The organism is Micromonospora sp. LOL_025 (genome assembly GCF_048060285.1).
Taxonomy (GTDB): Bacteria; Actinomycetota; Actinomycetes; order Mycobacteriales; family Micromonosporaceae; genus Micromonospora.
Window position 1 is genome coordinate 1 of the sequence record NZ_JBHMIR010000026.1, and the last position, 17708, is coordinate 17708.

Below are 17708 nucleotides of genomic sequence, written 5' to 3' on the forward strand. Positions count from 1 at the left end.
GACAACGGCACCACACCCACCACACCCGTCGCCACCAACGGAGGCCGCACCGGCACACCAGCCAACTCACGGATCCGGCGAACCAGCCCGGCCGGCGTGAGTACCTGGAACACGTCACGGATGCCGATTTCCGTACGGAAGACGACCCTGATCCGGTTGACCAGCTTGGCGGCGAGCAGCGAATGCCCACCCAGATCGAAGAACCCGTCGTCGACGCCGACCCGGCTGCGGCCGAGCGCCTCGGCGAACAGATCACTCATCAACTGCTCGGCGGGCGAACCTCCAGCCCTCGAGAGGGCCAGGGCGCCGTACTCGGGAGCGGGCAGCGCCGCACGGTCCACCTTGTCGTGGGCATTCGTCGGGATCTTGTCCAGCCACACGACAGCGCCGGGCACCAGGTAGTTCGGCAGCCGCTCCCGCAACCCGGCGAGCAACTCGGCAGTCGACGTCTGCGCCCCGGGCGTAGCGACGACGTAGGCGACCAGGCGCCGCACTCCGGGCACGTCCTCGCGTACCACGACCACGGCGCGGTGCACGTCGGCCCGTTCGACCAGTTGTGCCTCCACCTCGGCGGGCTCGACCCGGAACCCGTTGATCTTCACTTGGTGGTCGACCCGGCCCAGGTATTCGATCTGCCCGTCTTCGCGCCAACGCCCCAGGTCGCCGGTGCGGTACATGCGCTTGCCCGGCTCGCCGAACGGGTCGGGAATGAACCGCTCCGCGGTCAGCGCGGGTTGGCCGAGGTAGCCGCGGGCGATCCCGGCACCGGCAAGGTACAGCTCTCCGGTCACGCCGGGCGGCATGAGGTGCAGCCCGGGGCCGAGCAGATAGGCGCGGGCGTTCGGAATGGGACGCCCGATCGGCGGCAGGCCGCCCGGCACCACCCGGGTGCGGCCGAGTCCGGTGTGGATCCACTCGCCGAGCAGCAGGCGACGTTCGGCGGACGACAACAGGTCGAGATCACCGATGCGGCGGTGCGGGTCGTCGGCGAACGCCTCCAGGATCCGACTCACCCTGGCCAGCAGTTCCTCTGGTCCGCCGGGCACGACGGCCCCGTCCCGGCGGGTGACCCTCAGGGTGATCTCCTCGGACGCGTCGACGACGAGGCTGACCGGGTAGTGCGTCGCGTCGTGACCGGTGAGGTCGACGACCTTCACGTCTCCTGCGGACTCGCCGTCCTGGGCGGTCGGGAAGTTCTGGAACACGATCAGCGTGTCGAACACGTCGCCGACCCCGGTCACCCGGCGGATCTCGGACAGGCCGAGGTGGCCGTGCTCGCGCAGTGCCACCCACCGTTGCTGGAGCGCGGTGGCGGTTTCCAGTAAAGAGGTGTCGTCCCGCACCCGCACCCGGACCGGCAACGTGTTGATGAACAGCCCCAGCATCCGGTCGGCACCGGCCAGCTCCGGCGGACGTCCGGACACCGTGGCGCCGAACACGACGTCCTCGCGGCGGGTCAGCCGGCCCAGCACCACCGCCCACGCGACCTGTAGCACGGTGTTGATGGTCAGGCCGTGCTCGCGGGCGGCGGACTTCAGCCGGCCGCCGAACGGCAGGGTGGTCTCGACATGGATGGGCCTCGGCCGCCCACGCTCGATCGGGACCAGGTATGTCGGTTCGTGCAGCCCGGCCAGCTCGGTGGACCACGCGGCAGCCGCAGCGGCGTCGTCACGCGAGCCGAGCCACCGCAGGTAGTCCCGGTAGGGCGTGATCGGGGGCAGGCCCGCCCGGTCCGCTGCTTCCGCCGGCGAGGGAGCGCCGCCGGCGGCGTACACCGCGTGCAGTGCGGTCAACTCCTGTACGAGCAACGGCATCGACCAGCCGTCGAGCAGGATGTGGTGGCTCGTGAGGATCAGCGTGTGCCGCTTCGGGCCCAGGCGCAGCAGCGTGAGGCGCAACGCGGGCCCACGCATGAGGTCGAACGCCTCGGCGCGGTCGGCGGCGGCCACCTCCGCCGCGTCAGCCGGGCGGTCGGAGAGATCGACGACCCGGCGGGGCACCCGGACCCCGCTGGTCACGACCTGCACCGGGTCGCCGTTGCGGCGACGACGGAACGCGACGCGCAGTGCCGCGTGACGGTGCAGAAGCGCGTCCGCCGCCGCCCACAGGTCGTCGGCTCGCAGCGGCCCGTCCAGGACCACCTCGAGCTGCACGGTGTACACGTCCTCCTCGCCCGCGCTGAGCTCGGAGTGGAACAGCAGTCCCTGTTGCAGCGGGGTCAGCGGGAGGATGTCCTCGATCTTCGGGGCACTCACCGATGTCTCACTCCTTCGTCAACGGCGAGCCAGGTGGCGCGCGCGCTGCCGGTCCGACGACCGTCTGGTGCGTACATGCTGATGTGGACGACCGCCATCCGGCCCCGGCGCCGCTCGGCGGCGGCCACCAGGACGTGGCACTCCCCCGCGCGGACCGCGCCCGCCCGGGCGGCGAAGGTCGAGAGCACCACCGGCTCCGCGACCGGGTCGAGCGTCCAGCCGCCCGGGCAGTCCAGCGCCGCGCGGACGAGCGCCGGCGGCACGAGGCCGTCCTCCGCCGCCAGCGACCGGTCCGGCGTCCAGGTGCAGGCCACGACGCCGCCGCCGACCGGGCCGGGCGCGATGTCCAGCGCCAGCGGACGGTCCCGGTCGGTGCCGCAGACGAAGCAGCTGGGGAACGGGTGGCCGTGGCGTCCGGCGAACCGGGCCTCCGCGGCCCTGGCTGTCCGCTCGGGCACCGGTGGCACGTCGATGATCGGGGGTATCCGGTGTGTCGCCGTCGCGACCAGCTCGCCCTCGGCGTAGACGCGGTCGCGGACCGGGTCACGTTCCACCACGAGTGCCAGGCCGGTGGGCACGGGTTCGAGCAGCGTCACCGTGGCATCGCCGACGTGGTCGACGAGTAGTCCCGCGAGGTAGCCGCCGTGCGCACGCCCGGGCGGTCCGGCGTACCGCTCGGCCACCACGATCATCGTGGGCTCGTGTCCAGCTCGGCGTACAGGGCGATGTCGGCGGCCTCGGTCGGGCCGTAGACGTTCTGCACGCGGGCCCGGCAACGCGGCGAGTCGAGCCACGGCCGCAGCAGGGACATGTCCGGCGTCTCGGCGCCGAGCGCGAGCGTGTGCAACGACTCCAGGGGCCGGAAGTCGTCGGCGGACGCCAGCTCGACCACCGGGTAGAACATGGAGGGCACCGACGGGTTGAACACGGTGATCCGCTCCCGCCCGAGCCAGTCGGTGAGCGTGACCGGATCGAACGGGCCGTCGTCGTAGAGGCAGAGCGTCGCGCCGGTGACCAGCGGCGTCAGGTAGCTGCGGACGGACGCGTCGAAGCTGGATGCGATCACCTGCAGCACCCGCTCGCCCGGCCCGATCCCGCACGCGCCCGCGCACCAGTCCAGCAGGTTGACCAGCGACCCCATCTCAAGCTGCACGCACTTCGGGCGGCCGGTCGACCCGGAGGTCTGGATGACGTAGGCCGCGGCGTCGGGGTGGTGCCGGTCCGCCACCGGCGCCGGATCGCCGTCGCGCAGCACGGCCGCGACGTCCGTGGGCGGGAGGTCGGGCAGCGTCCGGCCGTCGGCGGTGAGGATGACCGACGGCCGCGTCACGTCGACCAGGTCGAGCAGCCGGGCGTCCGGCAGGGACGGGTTGAGCGGTACGTAGACGCCGCCCGCGGCGAGCACGGCCATCATCGACACGACCAGCTCGTAGCTGCGCGGGAGCAGCACCCCGACGTGGACCTCCCACCCGACACCGCGTTCGACGAGGAACCGGGTCACGCGGTTGACGTCCGCGGCCAGCTCGCCGTAACTCCACCGGCCGGCGGCGCTGACCACGGCCTCGTCGTCGGGACGGAGGGCGACCTGCCGGGCGAACCGGGCGGCCACGGTGTCGGGGGTCATGCGGTTCCTTCGACGGGAGCCCACCGGTGCAGCAGCCGGGTGGCCACCCCGACCGGCAGGAGAACGATGGCCGCGAGCACCAGCCACCCCAGCCCGTGCGGCACGGCCAGCACGAGGGCGGTGACCAGGATGGGCCCGATGACCTCCTGGACGTTCAGGCCGAAGCCGAACAGGGACTGGTACTCGCTCATACGCCGCTCGTCGGCGAGGTTGAACGAGAGCCCCCACGCTCCCGCGGACTGGGTGATCTCGCTGATCGTCAGGAGCACGACGGCGGCGGTGAGCAGTGTCCAGGACAGCGGGTTCAGCCTGCCCCCGGTGAAGACCAGCAGCGCGCACCCGATCGCCATCACCAGGGTGCCGTGCCAGTGCCTGCGGTTCGCGTCCCGCACGGTGTCGGTGCCCCTGCTGAGCCGCACCTGGAGCGCGACGACGAGCACGCAGTTGAGCGCGATGATCGCGGGGATGCCCCAGCCCGGGCCGTTGGTGCGGTGCAGCAGCCACAGCGGCAGGCCCACGAACAGTGCGGCGTCGTGCAGCGACCCGAACGTGTTCGCGATGGTGGCCACAACGAACGGCCGGTCCTTCAACGCGGCCCAACCCCGGCGCTGCCCCGGCTCGACCGGCTCCCGCCTGGTGGAGGGCAGGCGCAGCACGATGAGTACGCACGCGGCGAAGGTGGCGACGTTGATCAGCAACAGCGTCCGGAACACGCCCTCGCCGTCGACGAGGAGGAGCGCGCCCGCCGCGAAGAGGCTGCCGAGCGAGAAGCCGATGTTGTGCGCCACGTACGTCGCCGCCCGCAGCGCGACCCTGTTGACGGGGAACAGTTCCGCGATCACCGCCGCGCGGATGGGGCCGATCAGCCGCTGGAGCAGCACCACGAGGGCGGTCGTGACGAAGAACGCGATGGCCGACGGGGGCAGCACGTAGCCGAGCAGGAACAGGGCCACCGCCGCGTTCATCAGGCCCAGCAGGAGCCGCCTGTCGAAGCGGTCCGCAAACCTGCCGAAGGGCAGGATGAAGGCGAGCGCGACGAGACTCGCCGTCGACAGCGCGGTGCTGGTCTGCTCGGGGCTGCGGTCGAGGACCTGGGTGAAGAACACGATCTGCACCGAGGTGAACGCGCCGGTGCCGAACGACTCCAGGCCGTACATCGCGATGATGCCGTGCCGTGCCGAGCGCGACTCCGGCGTCGCCTCGGCGGTCGGGGTCTCCGCGCCCGCCACGGGGCTCACCGCGGGCTCCCGGCCGGGATGGCGGTCGGCAGCTCGGTGGCGGGCAGCCACACCTCGCTGCCGTCGACGAGGCGGAACCCGAACCGCAACCGGGCCGAGACGGCCCCGATCAGCGCGTACATCCCGTCCAGGTCGGCGGCGGTGGCGTTGAGCATGTCCAGTTCCTGGGTGGACACCCCCGGCGTCATGCTGGCACCGGGGGCGAACAGCACCCGGTGCGCGATCACCCCGTCGAGTGCGCGCACCTCGGCGAGGCCCTCGGCGCCGAGCATGGCCACCGCGTCCGGCGGCGCGAGGTGGTTGAACTGGAACACCACCCCGGGGCCGAGGTCGAAGTCGAGGTCGGGCCGCTCACCCAGTGCCAGGCGGGCTGCGGCGACGACCAGGTCCGGCCCCTTGGAGTGTGTGGACAGCTCGTTCATCCACCCGCCGAGGCGGCTGTTCACCTCGATCACCCTCGGACCGTCCGCGGTCAGCTTCAACTCGGTGTGCGACAGGCCGTACCGGAAGCCGAGCGCGCGCAGCGCGGCCGTGGTGACCTCGCACGCCCTCCGCTGGGTGGCCTCGTCGAGGTGGCTGGGCCAGAACTGGCCCTGCTCGCGGAACGGCTCCACGAGGGGGTACTTCGACAGCACGGGCAGGTGCGTGGTGACGCCGTCGAAGGTGGCGCTCTCCACCGAGCAGAAGTCGCCGTGGCGGCCCTGGTCGACGCCGATGAGCATCTCCTCCAGGACCATGACGCTCTCTTCGCGACCGAGCAGCCGTTCGACCAGCCGGGCGCCCTCGTCGGCGTCGTCGATCCGGTAGCTGTTACGGCTGCCCGCACCCGTGCGTGGCTTGAGCACCGCGGGCAGACCGGTGTGTGCCACGGCGCGCTCCCAGTCCTGCGGCTGGTACAGCGTCGCCGTGCGCAGCGTGTCGACGCCGTGCTCGGCCAGCACCCGACGCTGCACTTCCTTGTCGGTCAACGCGAGCGCCGCCTCGGGCGACTGCCCCGGCAGGCCGTACCGGTCGGTGAGCTGCGCCGCGGTCCGGGCCAGCAGGTCGGTGAAGGAGACCACCCCGTCGCAGCCGGAGGCGTCCGGCAGCTCGCCCTCCGGATCGAAGATCACCGGGTCGATGAAGTGTCGCAGCATGGCGACGCCCGGGTCGTCGCGGAACTCCTCCGGCACGGCGACGACGAGGTCGACCACGGGCCGCAGGAGGCGCAGCATCTCGACGGGCCCCAGCGCGCCGGGGGCGTAGAGCAGCAGCAGACGGGGGCGCTTCCCGCTCATCCGTGCACCCGCGTCCGCACCACGTCGACGAAGTCGCCGAGCACGGAGTTCTCGAAGAGGTCACGCACCGACATCTCGATGCCGAGCTGCTCCTGGATCCGGTTGAGGACCTGCAGCACGGCCACGCTGTGCCCGCCGGACTCGAAGAAGTCCGAGTCGGCGTCGACGGCGATCGCCAGGACCTCACGCCAGATCAGGGTCACGGTCTCGCCGATGTCGGCGTCGGGCCCACCGACGCGGTGCACCCAGTCGCCGGGGGCCTGCTTGGTGCCCCGGTGGATGCCGGCGAGCAGCGCGCCGAGCCGTTCGGCGACAGGTCCTGGGCTGCCGCCGCCGATCAGCCACTCACGGTCGCGGCCCCGGACCCGTCCGACGGAGGTGATCTGGGCGGCCGTGCCGCAGGCGAACACCTCGGTGATGCGGCCGGTCCGGCAGCCCTCCTCCCACTCGTCGACGGAGATCGGGCGCTCGACCGCGGTCAGGCCGACGGTGCCCGCCAGCTCCAGGATCGACTGCCTGGTCACGCCGGGCAGGATCGTGCCCGCCAGCGGTGGGGTGACCAGTCGCCCGTCCTGCCCCTCGACGAAGAGCAGGTTCATCCCGCCGAGCTCCTCCACCCAGCGGCGTTCCCGTGCGTCGAGCCAGACGACCTGGTCGCAGCCCTCCTCGGTGGCCTGTGCCTGCGCGGCGTAGGTGACCGCGTAGTTGCCCGCGTACTTGGCGGCCCCGACACCGCCGGGCGCGGCGCGCACGTAGTCCTCGCACAGCCACACGTCGATCGCCCGCTTGGCACCGAAGAACATCTCCGTGACGAACGCCATCAGCACGAACGTGTAGCTGCGTGAGGGGCCCAGTGCCAGGTCGGCGTCGGCGGCGAACAGCAACGGCCGCAGGTAGAGGCTGCGGTCGGCCTCGCGCGGCACCCAGTCGGCGTCGAGGCGGATCAGGTGCTCGATCGCGCCGACGAACTCGTCGGTCGGCAGCTGCGGCATCATCAGCCGCGCCGCCGAATGCTGGAACCGTTCGGCGTAGCGGTCCGGGCGGAACACGCCGATGCCACCGTCGGCCAGTCGGTACGCCTTGAGCCCTTCGAAGACGATCTGGCCGTAGTGCAGGCCGACCGTCGCCGGGTCGATCGACAGCGGGGCCAGCGGCTCGACACGGCCGTCGTGCCACCCGGACTCCTCGTTCCAGCGCAGCGTGACCATGTGCTCGGTGAACACCCGGCCGAACGTCGCGTCCCGGCTCCGCTCCGCCCTGGCGGCGGCGTCGAGCCGGGCGGCGGGCTTGATCACGTAATCGATCTTGTTGGTCATCGGATCGCTCCCCGCGCCGAGCCGGTGAGCGCACCGGCGATCAGCGACAGGACCTGGTCGGTCCGGTCGAAGTGGTAGAAGTGGCCGCCGGGGAACGTGTGCACGGCGCAGCCCGCCGTCGTCCGTTCCCCCCACGGATCAAGCGTCGCGACCGGCACGCCGGCGTCCTGTTCGCCGCCGAGTACCAGCAGCGGCACGTCGAGGAGCGGGTGCGGCCGGTGGACGTAGGTCTCACAGGCTGCGAAGTCGGCGCGCACGGTCGGCACGAGCATCTCGAGCAGATCCGCGTTGCGCAGTACCGAGTCCGGGGTCCCCGCCAGCTCACGCAGGTGGCCGACGAGTTCGTCCTCGGGCATCTTGTGCACGGGGCGTTCCTTGATCATGGGCAGCTGCGGAGCGGACGCGCCGGAGACGACCAGCAGCTCGGGCGGCCGTCCCGCCGCGGCCATGGCGACCGTGGCCTCGTACCCGAGCAGCGCGCCCATGCTGTGCCCGAAGATCGCGTACGGCCGGTCCCCCACCCGTCGCTGGAGTGGTTCGAGGAACTGCTCCGTCATGGCGGTCATGGACCACTCGGCGGGTTCGGCGGAGCGGCCCTCCCGTCCCGGGGGCTGGACCGGCACGACGTCGGCCGTTCCCGCCAGCCTGCCCCGCCACGAGCGGTAGGCGGAGGCGCCGGCGCCGCCGTGTGGCAGGCAGAACAGCTGCATCCCCTCGGTTGCGGCCGGGGAGCCTGGAAACCAACGCCGGTCCGTGTTCATCACGACTCCTCCCGGGCGATCTGCGCCTCGGCCTGCTCGTCGGTCATGGTCAGCAGTTGCAGGACGAACTCCGCCTCGGCGGCAGCGTTCTCCCCCAGCGCGGCGGCCAGGTGGTCGGCGAGCAGGCGGGGTGTCGGCGCGCGGAACACGGTGAGGTCGGAGAGACCCTCCTCCAGGCCGAACAGTTCCCGGAGTTCGATCGCGATCCGCGACGCGACGAGGGAGTGCCCGCCCAGTCCGACGAAGTCCGCGTCCGGATCGGTCACCTCGGTGTGCAGGTGCCCGCTCCACACCGCCTGCACGACGCGGATCAGGTTCTCGTCGCCCGCCGCCGCCTGGACGGCGTCCTCGGCTGGCCGCTCGCTCCGCGCCGGTGCGGGTACGAAGGCGGTCAGCTCGCCGACCCTGCCGTCCGGATCGGCCAGCGCGGCGTCGAGCAGCGTGGCGAACTGCTCGGCCATCCGCGCGGCCGTCGCGTCGTCGTACAGTGCGGGCGCGTACTCCACCTGAAGGTGGTCGTCGATCACGCTGAACGTCACGGGGAACGGCGAGCGGTTGTTGTCGACCGGCTCGACGGCGTCGACGGCGAGATCGGCGAACACGGCCTTCCGGGTCGGTTCGACCAGGGCGAACAGCACCTGGAACAGAGGGCTGTAACCACTCGCGCGGCCCGGGTTGACCTCCTCGACGACCGCTTCGAACGGCAGTCGCTGGTGATCGAGCGCGTCGAAGACGACCCCGCGCTGGTGGCGTACCAGCTCCCGGAACGACACGTCACCGACCTCGGTCCGCAGCACCACCGTGTTCACGAAGTAACCGACGAGCCGCTCGAACCTGGCGCGGTGGCGGCTGGACACCGGGGTGCCGACGACGACGTCGGACGAGCCGGTGAGCCGGGACAGCAGGGCGTTCAGCGCGGCGAGGTACACCACGTACGGCATGCAGCGCTCGCCCCGCGCGAACGCGCTCACGTCCGGCAGCTTCCGGCTGCACGTCCGGCTGACCCAGGAGCGCTCCACGGCGGGTTCCCGGTCCGGCGGCGGCAGCACCACCGGTGGCGCCCCGGCGAGCCGCTCGCGCCAGAACGCCGCCAACGGGACCCGACGCTGACCGGTGAGCAGTTCCCGTTCCTCGGCCACGGCGTCGGCGTAGCTCACGTCCAGGCCCGTCCTGTCGCCCCCGCCGTAGGCCAGGGCGAGGTCGTCGAGGAGCAGGTCGAGCGAGATGCCGTCGAACACGATGTGGTGTACGACGACGAGCAGGTCGTACCGGTCGTCGTCGAGGCGCAGCAGACGGGCCCGCAGCAGCGGGGCGCGGTCGAGCGCGAAACCGGTCGCCACGTCCTCGGCGCAGCGCAGCGCGGCCTGCCGGGCGGCGTCGGGCAGCAGGCGCAGGTCGTCGACCGGCAACGGCAGGTCGACCGAGTCCTCGACGATCGCGACGGGCCCGCTGGCGTCCTGCGCGAACCGGGTCCGCAACGGCTCGTGGCGGTCGATGACGGCCACCAACGCGTCGCGCAGCGCCCCCTCGTCCAGAGCCCCGCGCAACCGCACCCGCCAGGCGAGCGTGTGCACCGGCCCGCCGCCGATGAGGCGGTCGAGATTCCACATGCTGCGCTGGCCCATCGACAACGGATGGGTCCTGCCGGTCATCGTGTCCCCCAGTCCGACTCGAGTTCCAGTCGCAGGGTGTCGAGCTCGTCCTGGTCCATGTCGACGAAGACGTCGGACGCCGTCACCTGGGGCGTGTCGGCCGTATGGGCCAGGCCCGCCATCGTGGTCAGCGCCTCCGCCCACAGGTCGGCGAGCTGGCGCACCGACGCCTCGTCCAGCACGCCCGGCGCCCACGTGAACGTCGTCCGCAGCCGGGCGCCCTCCGCGTGGTCGAAGGCGATCGCGGTCACGTCGAGCGCGTTGGTGAGCGGGGTGGCGGCGGGAGTCCCGCCGTCCAGCGCGACGAGGCCGCCCGTGCCGCCGGACCGGAACCGGCCCAGGTAGTTGAACGCGACCTCCGGCTCCGCGAGGGTGGCCAGCGGGCTGTCGGTGAGGTGACGCAGCAGGCCGTAGCCCAGGCCGCCGTCCGGCAGGGCGCGAACCTGTTCCTTGACGGCCCGTAGCGCCGCAGCCGTGGTGTCGGTGGCGGTCAGGTCGAGCACCGCCACGTGCCGCACGGTGAACCAGCCGACCGTCCGCGACAGGTCGAGCCCGACGTCCTGCCGCCCGTGGCCCTCCACCATCACCCGCAGGACCTGCGACGGCGTCCCCCGGCGTGCCCGCCAGCTCCGTACGGCCAGTGCCAGGGCGCACAGCAGCACGTGGTCCACGCCCGCGCGGAAGCGGTCCGGCACCACGCTGAGCAGCGGGCCCGCCTCCACCTCGCGTACCAGCTCGCCCGCGTTTCCCACGGTGTCGGTCGCCGGGTCGAGCCGACCGCCGAGGGGCGGTTCGGGCGCGGACAGCGCGCGCCTCCACACGTCCGACTCGGCGAGCCGTCCGGGTGCCTCCCGCACGAGCCTGTTCGCCCAGGTACGGAACGAGGTCGGCACGGCGGGCAGCCGCACCGGGCGTCCGGCGGTGATGTCGTCCCATCCGGCCGCGACGTCGTCGAGCAGGATCCGCCAGGACACGCCGTCCACCGCGAGGTGGTGCACCGCCAGCAACAGCTGCCCGGGCCGGTCCGGACCGCGGTCGAACCAGAAGGCGCTGACCATGCGATGTGCCGGATCGAGGCGGTCGGCCACCGGCACCTCGGCCGGGGACAGGTCGCCGACCCGGGTGAGCCAGGAAGCCGCGTCCACCTCGGCGGCGGGCGGCACCACGAGCGTCCGCCCGTCCTCGGCGGAGAGCCTGGCCCGCAGCATGTCGTGGCGTGCGGCCAGTGCGCAGAGCAGCGCGACGAGAGCCGGCTCGCCGGCTCCCGACGGCAGGTCGAGCAGGACCGACTGGTGGAATCCGGCGACCGGGCCGCCGCCCGCCAACCACCACCGCATGATGGGCGTGAGCGGGACGACGCCGACGCCGTCGTCGGCCCCGGAGGCGAGGCCCGGCTCCAGGACGGGTTCGGTGGCGGCGGCGGCAAGCGCACGCGGCGTACGCTGCTCGAACACGGTCCGCTCCGAGAAGCCGATGCCGGCGCGACGCGCCTGGCTGACGAGCCGGATGGAGCCGATGCTGTCGCCGCCGAGCCGGAAGAAGTCGTCGTCCGGGCCGACCTCGTCCAGGCCGAGCAGCTTGGCGAAGAGGTCGCACAGCAGCTCCACGCGGTTGTCCCGGACCACCGTGCGTCGGCTGGCGAGTAGACGCTGTTTGGCCGACGACAGCGGCGCGGCCGGGGCCGGCAGGGCCTTCCGGTCGAGTTTCCCGCTGGTCGTGAGCGGGAACTCGGTGAGCACCACCACCTGCTCCGGCACCATCACCGCGGGTAGCACGGCACGCATCCGCGCGATCAGCTCGGGCCCGTCCGGGGTCGTCCCCGGCGCGGCGGTGACGTAGGCGACCAGTTGCGCCATGCCGGGACGGTCGCCGCGGACCACGACGACGGCGGCGCCGACCGACGGGGCGTCCCGCAGGACCTGTTCGATCTCGCCGAGTTCGATCCGCTGGCCGTGCAGCTTCACCTGGTGGTCGGCGCGCCCGAGGAAGACCAGGGCACCGTCCGGGCGCCGTCGCACCAGGTCGCCGGTGCGGTACATGCGACTGCCGGGTTGCCCCCACGGGTCGGGCAGGAACCGCTCAGCGGTCAGCCCCGGCCGTCGGTGGTAACCCAGCGCGAGCTGGACCCCGGACAGGTAGAGCTCGCCGGCCACTCCCACAGGCACCGGGCCGAGCCGGTCGTCGAGCACCCGCGCGCCCGTGTTCCACACGGGACGCCCGATGGGTGGTGGTGCCGTGGCGTCCTCGGGCCCGCACGCCCACGCGGTGACGTCGACCGACGCCTCGGTCGGGCCGTACAGGTTGTGCAGCTCGACGCCAGGCAGCACCTCGGCGAAACGCGCCACCGTCGCCGCCGGCAACTCCTCGCCGCTGCACACCACGCGGCGCAGGCAGTCGCCGGCCCGCGCGGCCTCCGGCTCCTCGAGGAACGCGCCCAGCATCGACGGGACGAAGTGCATCGTCGTGATCCGTTCCCGGACCACGAGCCGCGCCAGCGCGAGGGGATCGCGGTGCGCACCGGGTGGGGCGAACACGAGGGTGGCGCCCTCGACCAACGGCCAGAACAGCTCCCACACCGACACGTCGAACGTGGTCGGCGTCTTCTGCAACACCCGCTCCCCCGGCACGAGACCGTACGCGTGCTGCATCCACCGCAACCGGTTGACGATGCCGCGGTGCGGCACCGCGACCCCCTTGGGACGCCCGGTCGAGCCGGACGTGTAGATCACGTAGGCGGGGTCGAGCGGCTGCGGGTCAGGCAGCGGTCGCGGTGCCGTCGCCGGGTCGGCGTCGACCGCCAGGACGCGCACCCCGGCGAACACCTCCACGGACGTCGACGTGGTCAGCACACACGCCGGGCGCGCGTCGTCCAGCACGAAACGCAGCCGGTCGGCCGGGTGGTCGAGGTCGATCGGCAGGTACGCCGCGCCCGCGCGCAGCACCGCGCCCAGCGCGACGGCCAGGTCGAGCGAACGCGGCACGGCGACGGCAACGGTGGCGCCGGGCCCAGCGCCCGCCGCCACCAGGCGGTACGCGAGCGCGGTGGCGCGCCGGTCCAGCTCCGCGTAGGTCAGCGAGTCCTCGCCGGCCCGGACGGCGACCTCGCCGGCGTGGTCGGCGACGGCCGCCGCGAGGGCCTGCGGCAGCGTCACGTCGGGCACCGGGACGAGGTCCCCGCTGCCGTCGGCGCGCCACTGCGCGATCTCGGCCTCGGACAGGGCGCAGACGTCGGCCACCGGGACGTCAGGACGGGCGGCGAGCCGGTCCAGCAGTGTCACGAACTGGTCGAGGAAGCGCGACGCGGTGGCGGCGTCGAAGAGGTCCGTGCGGTGGGTCAGCTCGGCGACGATGCCGTCCCCACGCCCCGTCACGGTGAGACTGAGGTCGAACTTCGCCTCGCGTACCGGCAACACCACAGGCTCGGCGGTCAGGCCGCGCCACTCGGGTGCGCCCTGGTCCGCGACCACGTCGAGGAACACCTGGAACACCGGGTTGTGGCCGGTCGCCCGGTCCGGACGCAGGCGCGCGACCACCTGTTCGAACGGCACGTCGGCGTCCTCCCGGGCGGCGTGCACCGCCGCCGCGACGCGGGCCAGCAGCGCGCGGAACGTCAACCCGGGGTCGACCGTCGTCCGCACGACCCCCGTCGCGACGAAGCAGCCGGCGACGCGGGCCAGTTCCGCCCGCCCGCGCCCGGCCACCGGCATACCGACGCAGACGTCGGACTGCCCGGACCAGCGGGACAACAGCAGCTGGTAGGCGGCCAGCACCGCCGTGAACATCGTGACGCCCTCGGCGCGGCACAGCTCGCTCAGCGCCGCCGCGTCGGCGCCGACCGACACCGTGTCGCCCACCGTCGACAGCTGCGGCCCGCGCGGCCGGTCCGTCGGCAGGTCGAGCAGCGGCGGCGCCCCGGACAGCCGCGCGACGGCGGCGTCGAGCCGCGCCGCGATCGCCGCCTGGTGCTCCGGCCCGTGCGTGTACGCCGCCCAGTCCGCGAAGTCGACCGGTGGCGGCTCGACGTCCCGCCCCGCGTACGAGGCGGCCAGTTCAGCCGTGACCAGATCGAGCGACGCGCCGTCGAACACCGTGTGGTGCGCGACCAGCAGCAACACGTGCTCGCGCGGGGACGCTTCGAACAGCGCAGCCCGGAACAGCGGCCCGGACGCGAGGTCGAACGGCACCGACGCCTCGGCCAGTACCGTCGCGGTGAGGTCGGGACCCGCCGGACCGACCGTCAGCGGGAAGGTGTCGGGAACGGGCGCGACCCGCAGCAACAGCCGGTCGTCCGGAGACTCCGCGAAGGACGTGCGCAGCGCGTCGTGGCGCGCCACGACCTGCCGCAGGCACTCCCGCAGGACATCGACGTCGAGATCGCCGCGCAACCGCAGTGCGTGGTACAGGTTGTACGCCGAGTTCGCGCCGGCGCCCAGGTACCGGTCGAGGAACCACAGCGCCCGCTGCTGGTGCGTCGCCTCCACCGGCACGTCCTGATCGCGTCGGGGAACGGCAGCGCCGGCCCCTCGACGCGACGACAGCAGGCGCTGCTTGGCGGCGGACAGACGACCGGTCATCGGACTCCCCGGACCAGCAGGTCGAGCAGCCCGTCCGGCGCGCCGACGAACTCGTAGTGCCCACCGTCGAACAGCACCGTCTGCGTCTCTCCGCACCGCGACCAGCCGTCCATCAGCCGGGGCTCGACACCGTAGTCGCCCCGCCAACCGATCGACGTGATCGGGCAGGACAGGACAGGCGGATCGGGCTTGACGTAGCGCTTGTTCACGTCGACGTCGTGCCGCAGCACACCGAGCGTGAGGTCGATGAGCCCCGGATGCGGCTGGACGCCCATACCGGTGAGCAGCCCGGCCAGCTCACGCGACAGTCCTTCGTCGTCGAGGCCGAGGAAGTAGCCGTACGGGCCGTCCTGCGGAGCCACCTCCGAGGACACGAACAGTCGCGCCGGCGCCGGCCCCGTCTCGCAGAGGCGCGCCGCGGTCTCGAACGCCGCGAGCGCCGAGCTGCAGTGCCCGAACAGCCCGAACGGCACGTCGAGGTACGGCCGCAGCGCCTCGGCGAGTGCGAGGGCCATCTGCTCGTAGGAGTCGAACGCCGGCTCGCGCATCCGGTTCTCCCGGCCGGGAAGCTGGACCGCGCAGAACTCCACCCCGTCGCGCATCGACGGCCACTGCCGGTACATCGTCGCGCCGCACCCGGAGTAGGGCAGCAGGAAGATCCTGGCGGAGGCGTCGGCGCGCGGCTCCTTCAGGAACCACTTGCCGCGTCGCGCTGTGGCAGTCACCCGGAGACCTCGTTCGTCCGGCCATCGGCGATGGCCTCCTCGATCGCGGCGGCCATCTCGGCGACCGTGGGTTGGAGGTAGAGCGTCCGCGCGGACACCTCCACCCTCATGTCCCGACTCACCTTGGCCATCAGCTCGGCGGCGAGCAGCGAGTGGCCGCCGAGCTCGAAGAAGTCGTCCTCGACGCCGACGGGTTCCACACCGATCAGCTCGCCCCACATCTCCGCCAGCTGCACTTCGGTCGGGCTGCTCGGCGGGACGTAGTCGTTCCAGACGTTGCGGGGGTGGCGGTGGACGGCGGGCAGGGCGTTGCGGTCCAGCTTGCCGTTGGGGGTGATCGCGAGACCTGGCCGGACGAGCACCGCCGTCGGGATCATGTAGGCGGGCAGCGAATCGCGCAGGCGCTCGCGCAGCTGCGCGCCGAGCTCCGGGGTGGCCTCCGCGGCGGGCACGGCGTAGGCGATCAGGGTCGCCGTGCCGTTCTCGTCGCGCTGCACCGTGACGGCGGCCTGGGCGACCTCCGGCTGGCGCAGCAGCGCGTCCTCGATCTCCCCCGGTTCGACCCGGTAACCGTTGACCTTGACCTGGTCGTCGGCGCGGCCGACGAAGACCACGGTGCCGTCGGCGGCCCGCCGGGCCAGGTCACCGGTGCGGTACATCCGGGCGCCCGGCACGTCCGGGTGCGGCATGAACCGGTCGGCCGTGGCGCCGGGGCGGGAGAGGTAGCCGCGGGCCAGTCCGTCGCCGGCCGCGTACAGCTCCCCGCACACGCCTGCGGGGACCGGGTGCAGGCCCTCGTCGAGCACCGCCACGGAGGACCCGCTGACCGGGTCACCGATCGACACGTTCGCGGTGGCTGGCGGCGTCCGGGACGTCCAGCACGTCGTGTACGAGGTGTTCTCCGTGGGGCCGTAGCCGTTGGTGAACAGCATCCCGGGGTGATGGCTGAACAGCTGCCGCACGAGCGACGCGGATGCCACGTCACCGCCGGTCAGCACGTGCCGCACGCCGGTGAACAGGCCGGGCCGCGCCTCGATCGTGTAGTGGAGCAGACCGGTCGGCAGCAGCAGCACGGTGACGCCCTCCCGCCGCACGGTCTCCTCCAGCCGGTCGGGCTCCACCCGACCGGGCGGCAGCACGGCCAGGTGCCCGCCGTTCACCAGCGCGGAGAAGATCTCGACGGTCGCCGCGTCGAACGAGAGTGGCGAGAGCTGCAGGAAGACGTCGTCCGGCCGGGGGTCCACCCAGTTCGGGCCGCACACCAGGCGCGCGACGGCACGGTGCGGAACGCCCACCCCCTTCGGCACCCCGGTCGATCCGGACGTGTAGCAGACGTACGCCAGGTGGTCCGGGCCGGCCGCGAACAGCGGAGCTGTCGCGGTCCCCTCGACCGGGGCCAACTCGGCCAGCGGTAGCGTCGCGACATCCTCGGGCACGGCGTCGGCGAAGGCGGGTTCGGCGGCGACGAGCCGGGCCCCGGCGTCCCGTAGCTGCATGGCGAGTCGCGACGCCGGGTCGTCCGGATTCAGCGCGAGGTAGGCCGCGCCGGCCTTGAGGATGGCGAGCAGGGCGACGACGCGTTCGGCCGAGCGCTCACCGAACAACCCGACGACGTCGTCGGGGCGTACCCCGTGCCGCCGCAACACCTCGGCGCCCGCGTTCGCGCGCTCGTCCAGCTCGCGGTAGCTGATCCGGACATCTCCGCAGCTCACGGCCGGTGCGCCCGGGCGGTCCACCGCGTGCCTCGCGATCAACTTCTCCAACCGCTCGACCGGGACCGGGGCGTCCGGGTCGCCCCAGAAGGCGGGCTCGTCCGGTCGGGTGAGACGCAGCCGGGTGACCGGAACGTCCGCCTGCGCGCGGCCGGCGGCGAGCACCCGGTCGACGAGATCGGCGAAGAGATCGGCCTCGGCGGCGTCCCAGCCGGCAGCCGGGTCACCGGGGTGGACGCGGACACCCTCCGGAAGAAGCTCGACGACAGGGCCCGCGAACGGGACGACGGCACCCGGCAGTACGACGCGCACCGAGGGCTCGGAGGCATCACCGGTCAGGGGGGCGCCCGCAGTGCGCAGTCGCTCGCGCAACGCGGCGAACGTGCTGGTGCCCGGCACGTCGGCGATCTCGGTGCCCGCGCGGTCACCCAGCTGGAGGTCGAGCACCACGCGCTCGTCGAGGGACCGTCGGTGCAACGCCACGACGACGGCGGCGAGCTTTTCGGCCGTACCCAGGTCGAGCGCGGCCTCGGTGGTGGAGGTCGAAACGGTCACCACTTCCCCCCGACTGCCT

At 72.8% G+C, this 17708-nt stretch carries 11 protein-coding genes and 1 pseudogene; all 12 read right to left on the bottom strand.

Translation table 11 applies throughout. From position 1 onward, the window contains the following. A partial coding sequence (locus tag ACFHW0_RS24870; protein WP_416611289.1) for a condensation domain-containing protein occupies nt 1–2255 on the bottom strand: 2255 nt, incomplete at its 3' end. Then, entirely contained in the window at nt 2252–2947 is a 696-nt protein-coding gene (locus ACFHW0_RS24875; protein ID WP_416611291.1) for a hypothetical protein, read from the bottom strand. The genes ACFHW0_RS24875 and ACFHW0_RS24870, both read right to left, overlap by 4 nt. Continuing rightward, the gene (locus tag ACFHW0_RS24880) at nt 2944–3879 is read right to left on the bottom strand and encodes an AMP-binding protein (protein ID WP_416611293.1); all 936 of its coding nucleotides are present in this window, start codon (nt 3877–3879) and stop codon (nt 2944–2946) included. Before ACFHW0_RS24880 ends, ACFHW0_RS24875 begins: the two co-directional genes overlap by 4 nt. Continuing rightward, a complete protein-coding gene (locus ACFHW0_RS24885) occupies nt 3876–5117 on the bottom strand; it encodes an MFS transporter (protein WP_416611295.1) in 1242 nt (413 codons plus the stop codon). The genes ACFHW0_RS24880 and ACFHW0_RS24885 overlap by 4 nt, the downstream gene beginning before the upstream one ends. Next, on the bottom strand, nt 5114–6394 hold the full coding sequence (locus ACFHW0_RS24890; RefSeq protein WP_416611297.1) for an ATP-grasp domain-containing protein: 1281 nt from the start codon (nt 6392–6394) through the stop codon (nt 5114–5116). Before ACFHW0_RS24890 ends, ACFHW0_RS24885 begins: the two co-directional genes overlap by 4 nt. Continuing rightward, the gene (locus tag ACFHW0_RS24895; protein WP_416611383.1) at nt 6391–6639 is read right to left on the bottom strand and encodes a phosphopantetheine-binding protein; all 249 of its coding nucleotides are present in this window, start codon (nt 6637–6639) and stop codon (nt 6391–6393) included. The genes ACFHW0_RS24890 and ACFHW0_RS24895 overlap by 4 nt, the downstream gene beginning before the upstream one ends. Beyond that, a pseudogene (locus ACFHW0_RS24900) lies at nt 6628–7710 on the bottom strand (branched-chain amino acid aminotransferase); the annotation flags it as partial. The pseudogene ACFHW0_RS24900 and the gene ACFHW0_RS24895, both read right to left, overlap by 12 nt. Further along, nucleotides 7707–8471: a thioesterase II family protein gene (locus tag ACFHW0_RS24905; protein ID WP_416611299.1), complete on the bottom strand. Its 765-nt coding sequence runs from the start codon at nt 8469–8471 to the stop codon at nt 7707–7709. The gene ACFHW0_RS24905 and the pseudogene ACFHW0_RS24900, both read right to left, overlap by 4 nt. Then, complete coding sequence (locus ACFHW0_RS24910) at nt 8471–10123, bottom strand: condensation domain-containing protein (RefSeq protein WP_416611301.1); 1653 nt, start codon at nt 10121–10123, stop codon at nt 8471–8473. Before ACFHW0_RS24910 ends, ACFHW0_RS24905 begins: the two co-directional genes overlap by 1 nt. Continuing rightward, on the bottom strand, nt 10120–14697 hold the full coding sequence (locus ACFHW0_RS24915; protein ID WP_416611303.1) for an amino acid adenylation domain-containing protein: 4578 nt from the start codon (nt 14695–14697) through the stop codon (nt 10120–10122). Before ACFHW0_RS24915 ends, ACFHW0_RS24910 begins: the two co-directional genes overlap by 4 nt. Continuing rightward, a complete protein-coding gene (locus tag ACFHW0_RS24920) occupies nt 14694–15422 on the bottom strand; it encodes a thioesterase II family protein (RefSeq protein WP_416611304.1) in 729 nt (242 codons plus the stop codon). Before ACFHW0_RS24920 ends, ACFHW0_RS24915 begins: the two co-directional genes overlap by 4 nt. Further along, on the bottom strand, nt 15419–17689 hold the full coding sequence (locus tag ACFHW0_RS24925) for a non-ribosomal peptide synthetase (RefSeq protein ID WP_416611306.1): 2271 nt from the start codon (nt 17687–17689) through the stop codon (nt 15419–15421). The genes ACFHW0_RS24920 and ACFHW0_RS24925 overlap by 4 nt, the downstream gene beginning before the upstream one ends. Nucleotides 17690–17708 lie beyond the last annotated feature (19 nt).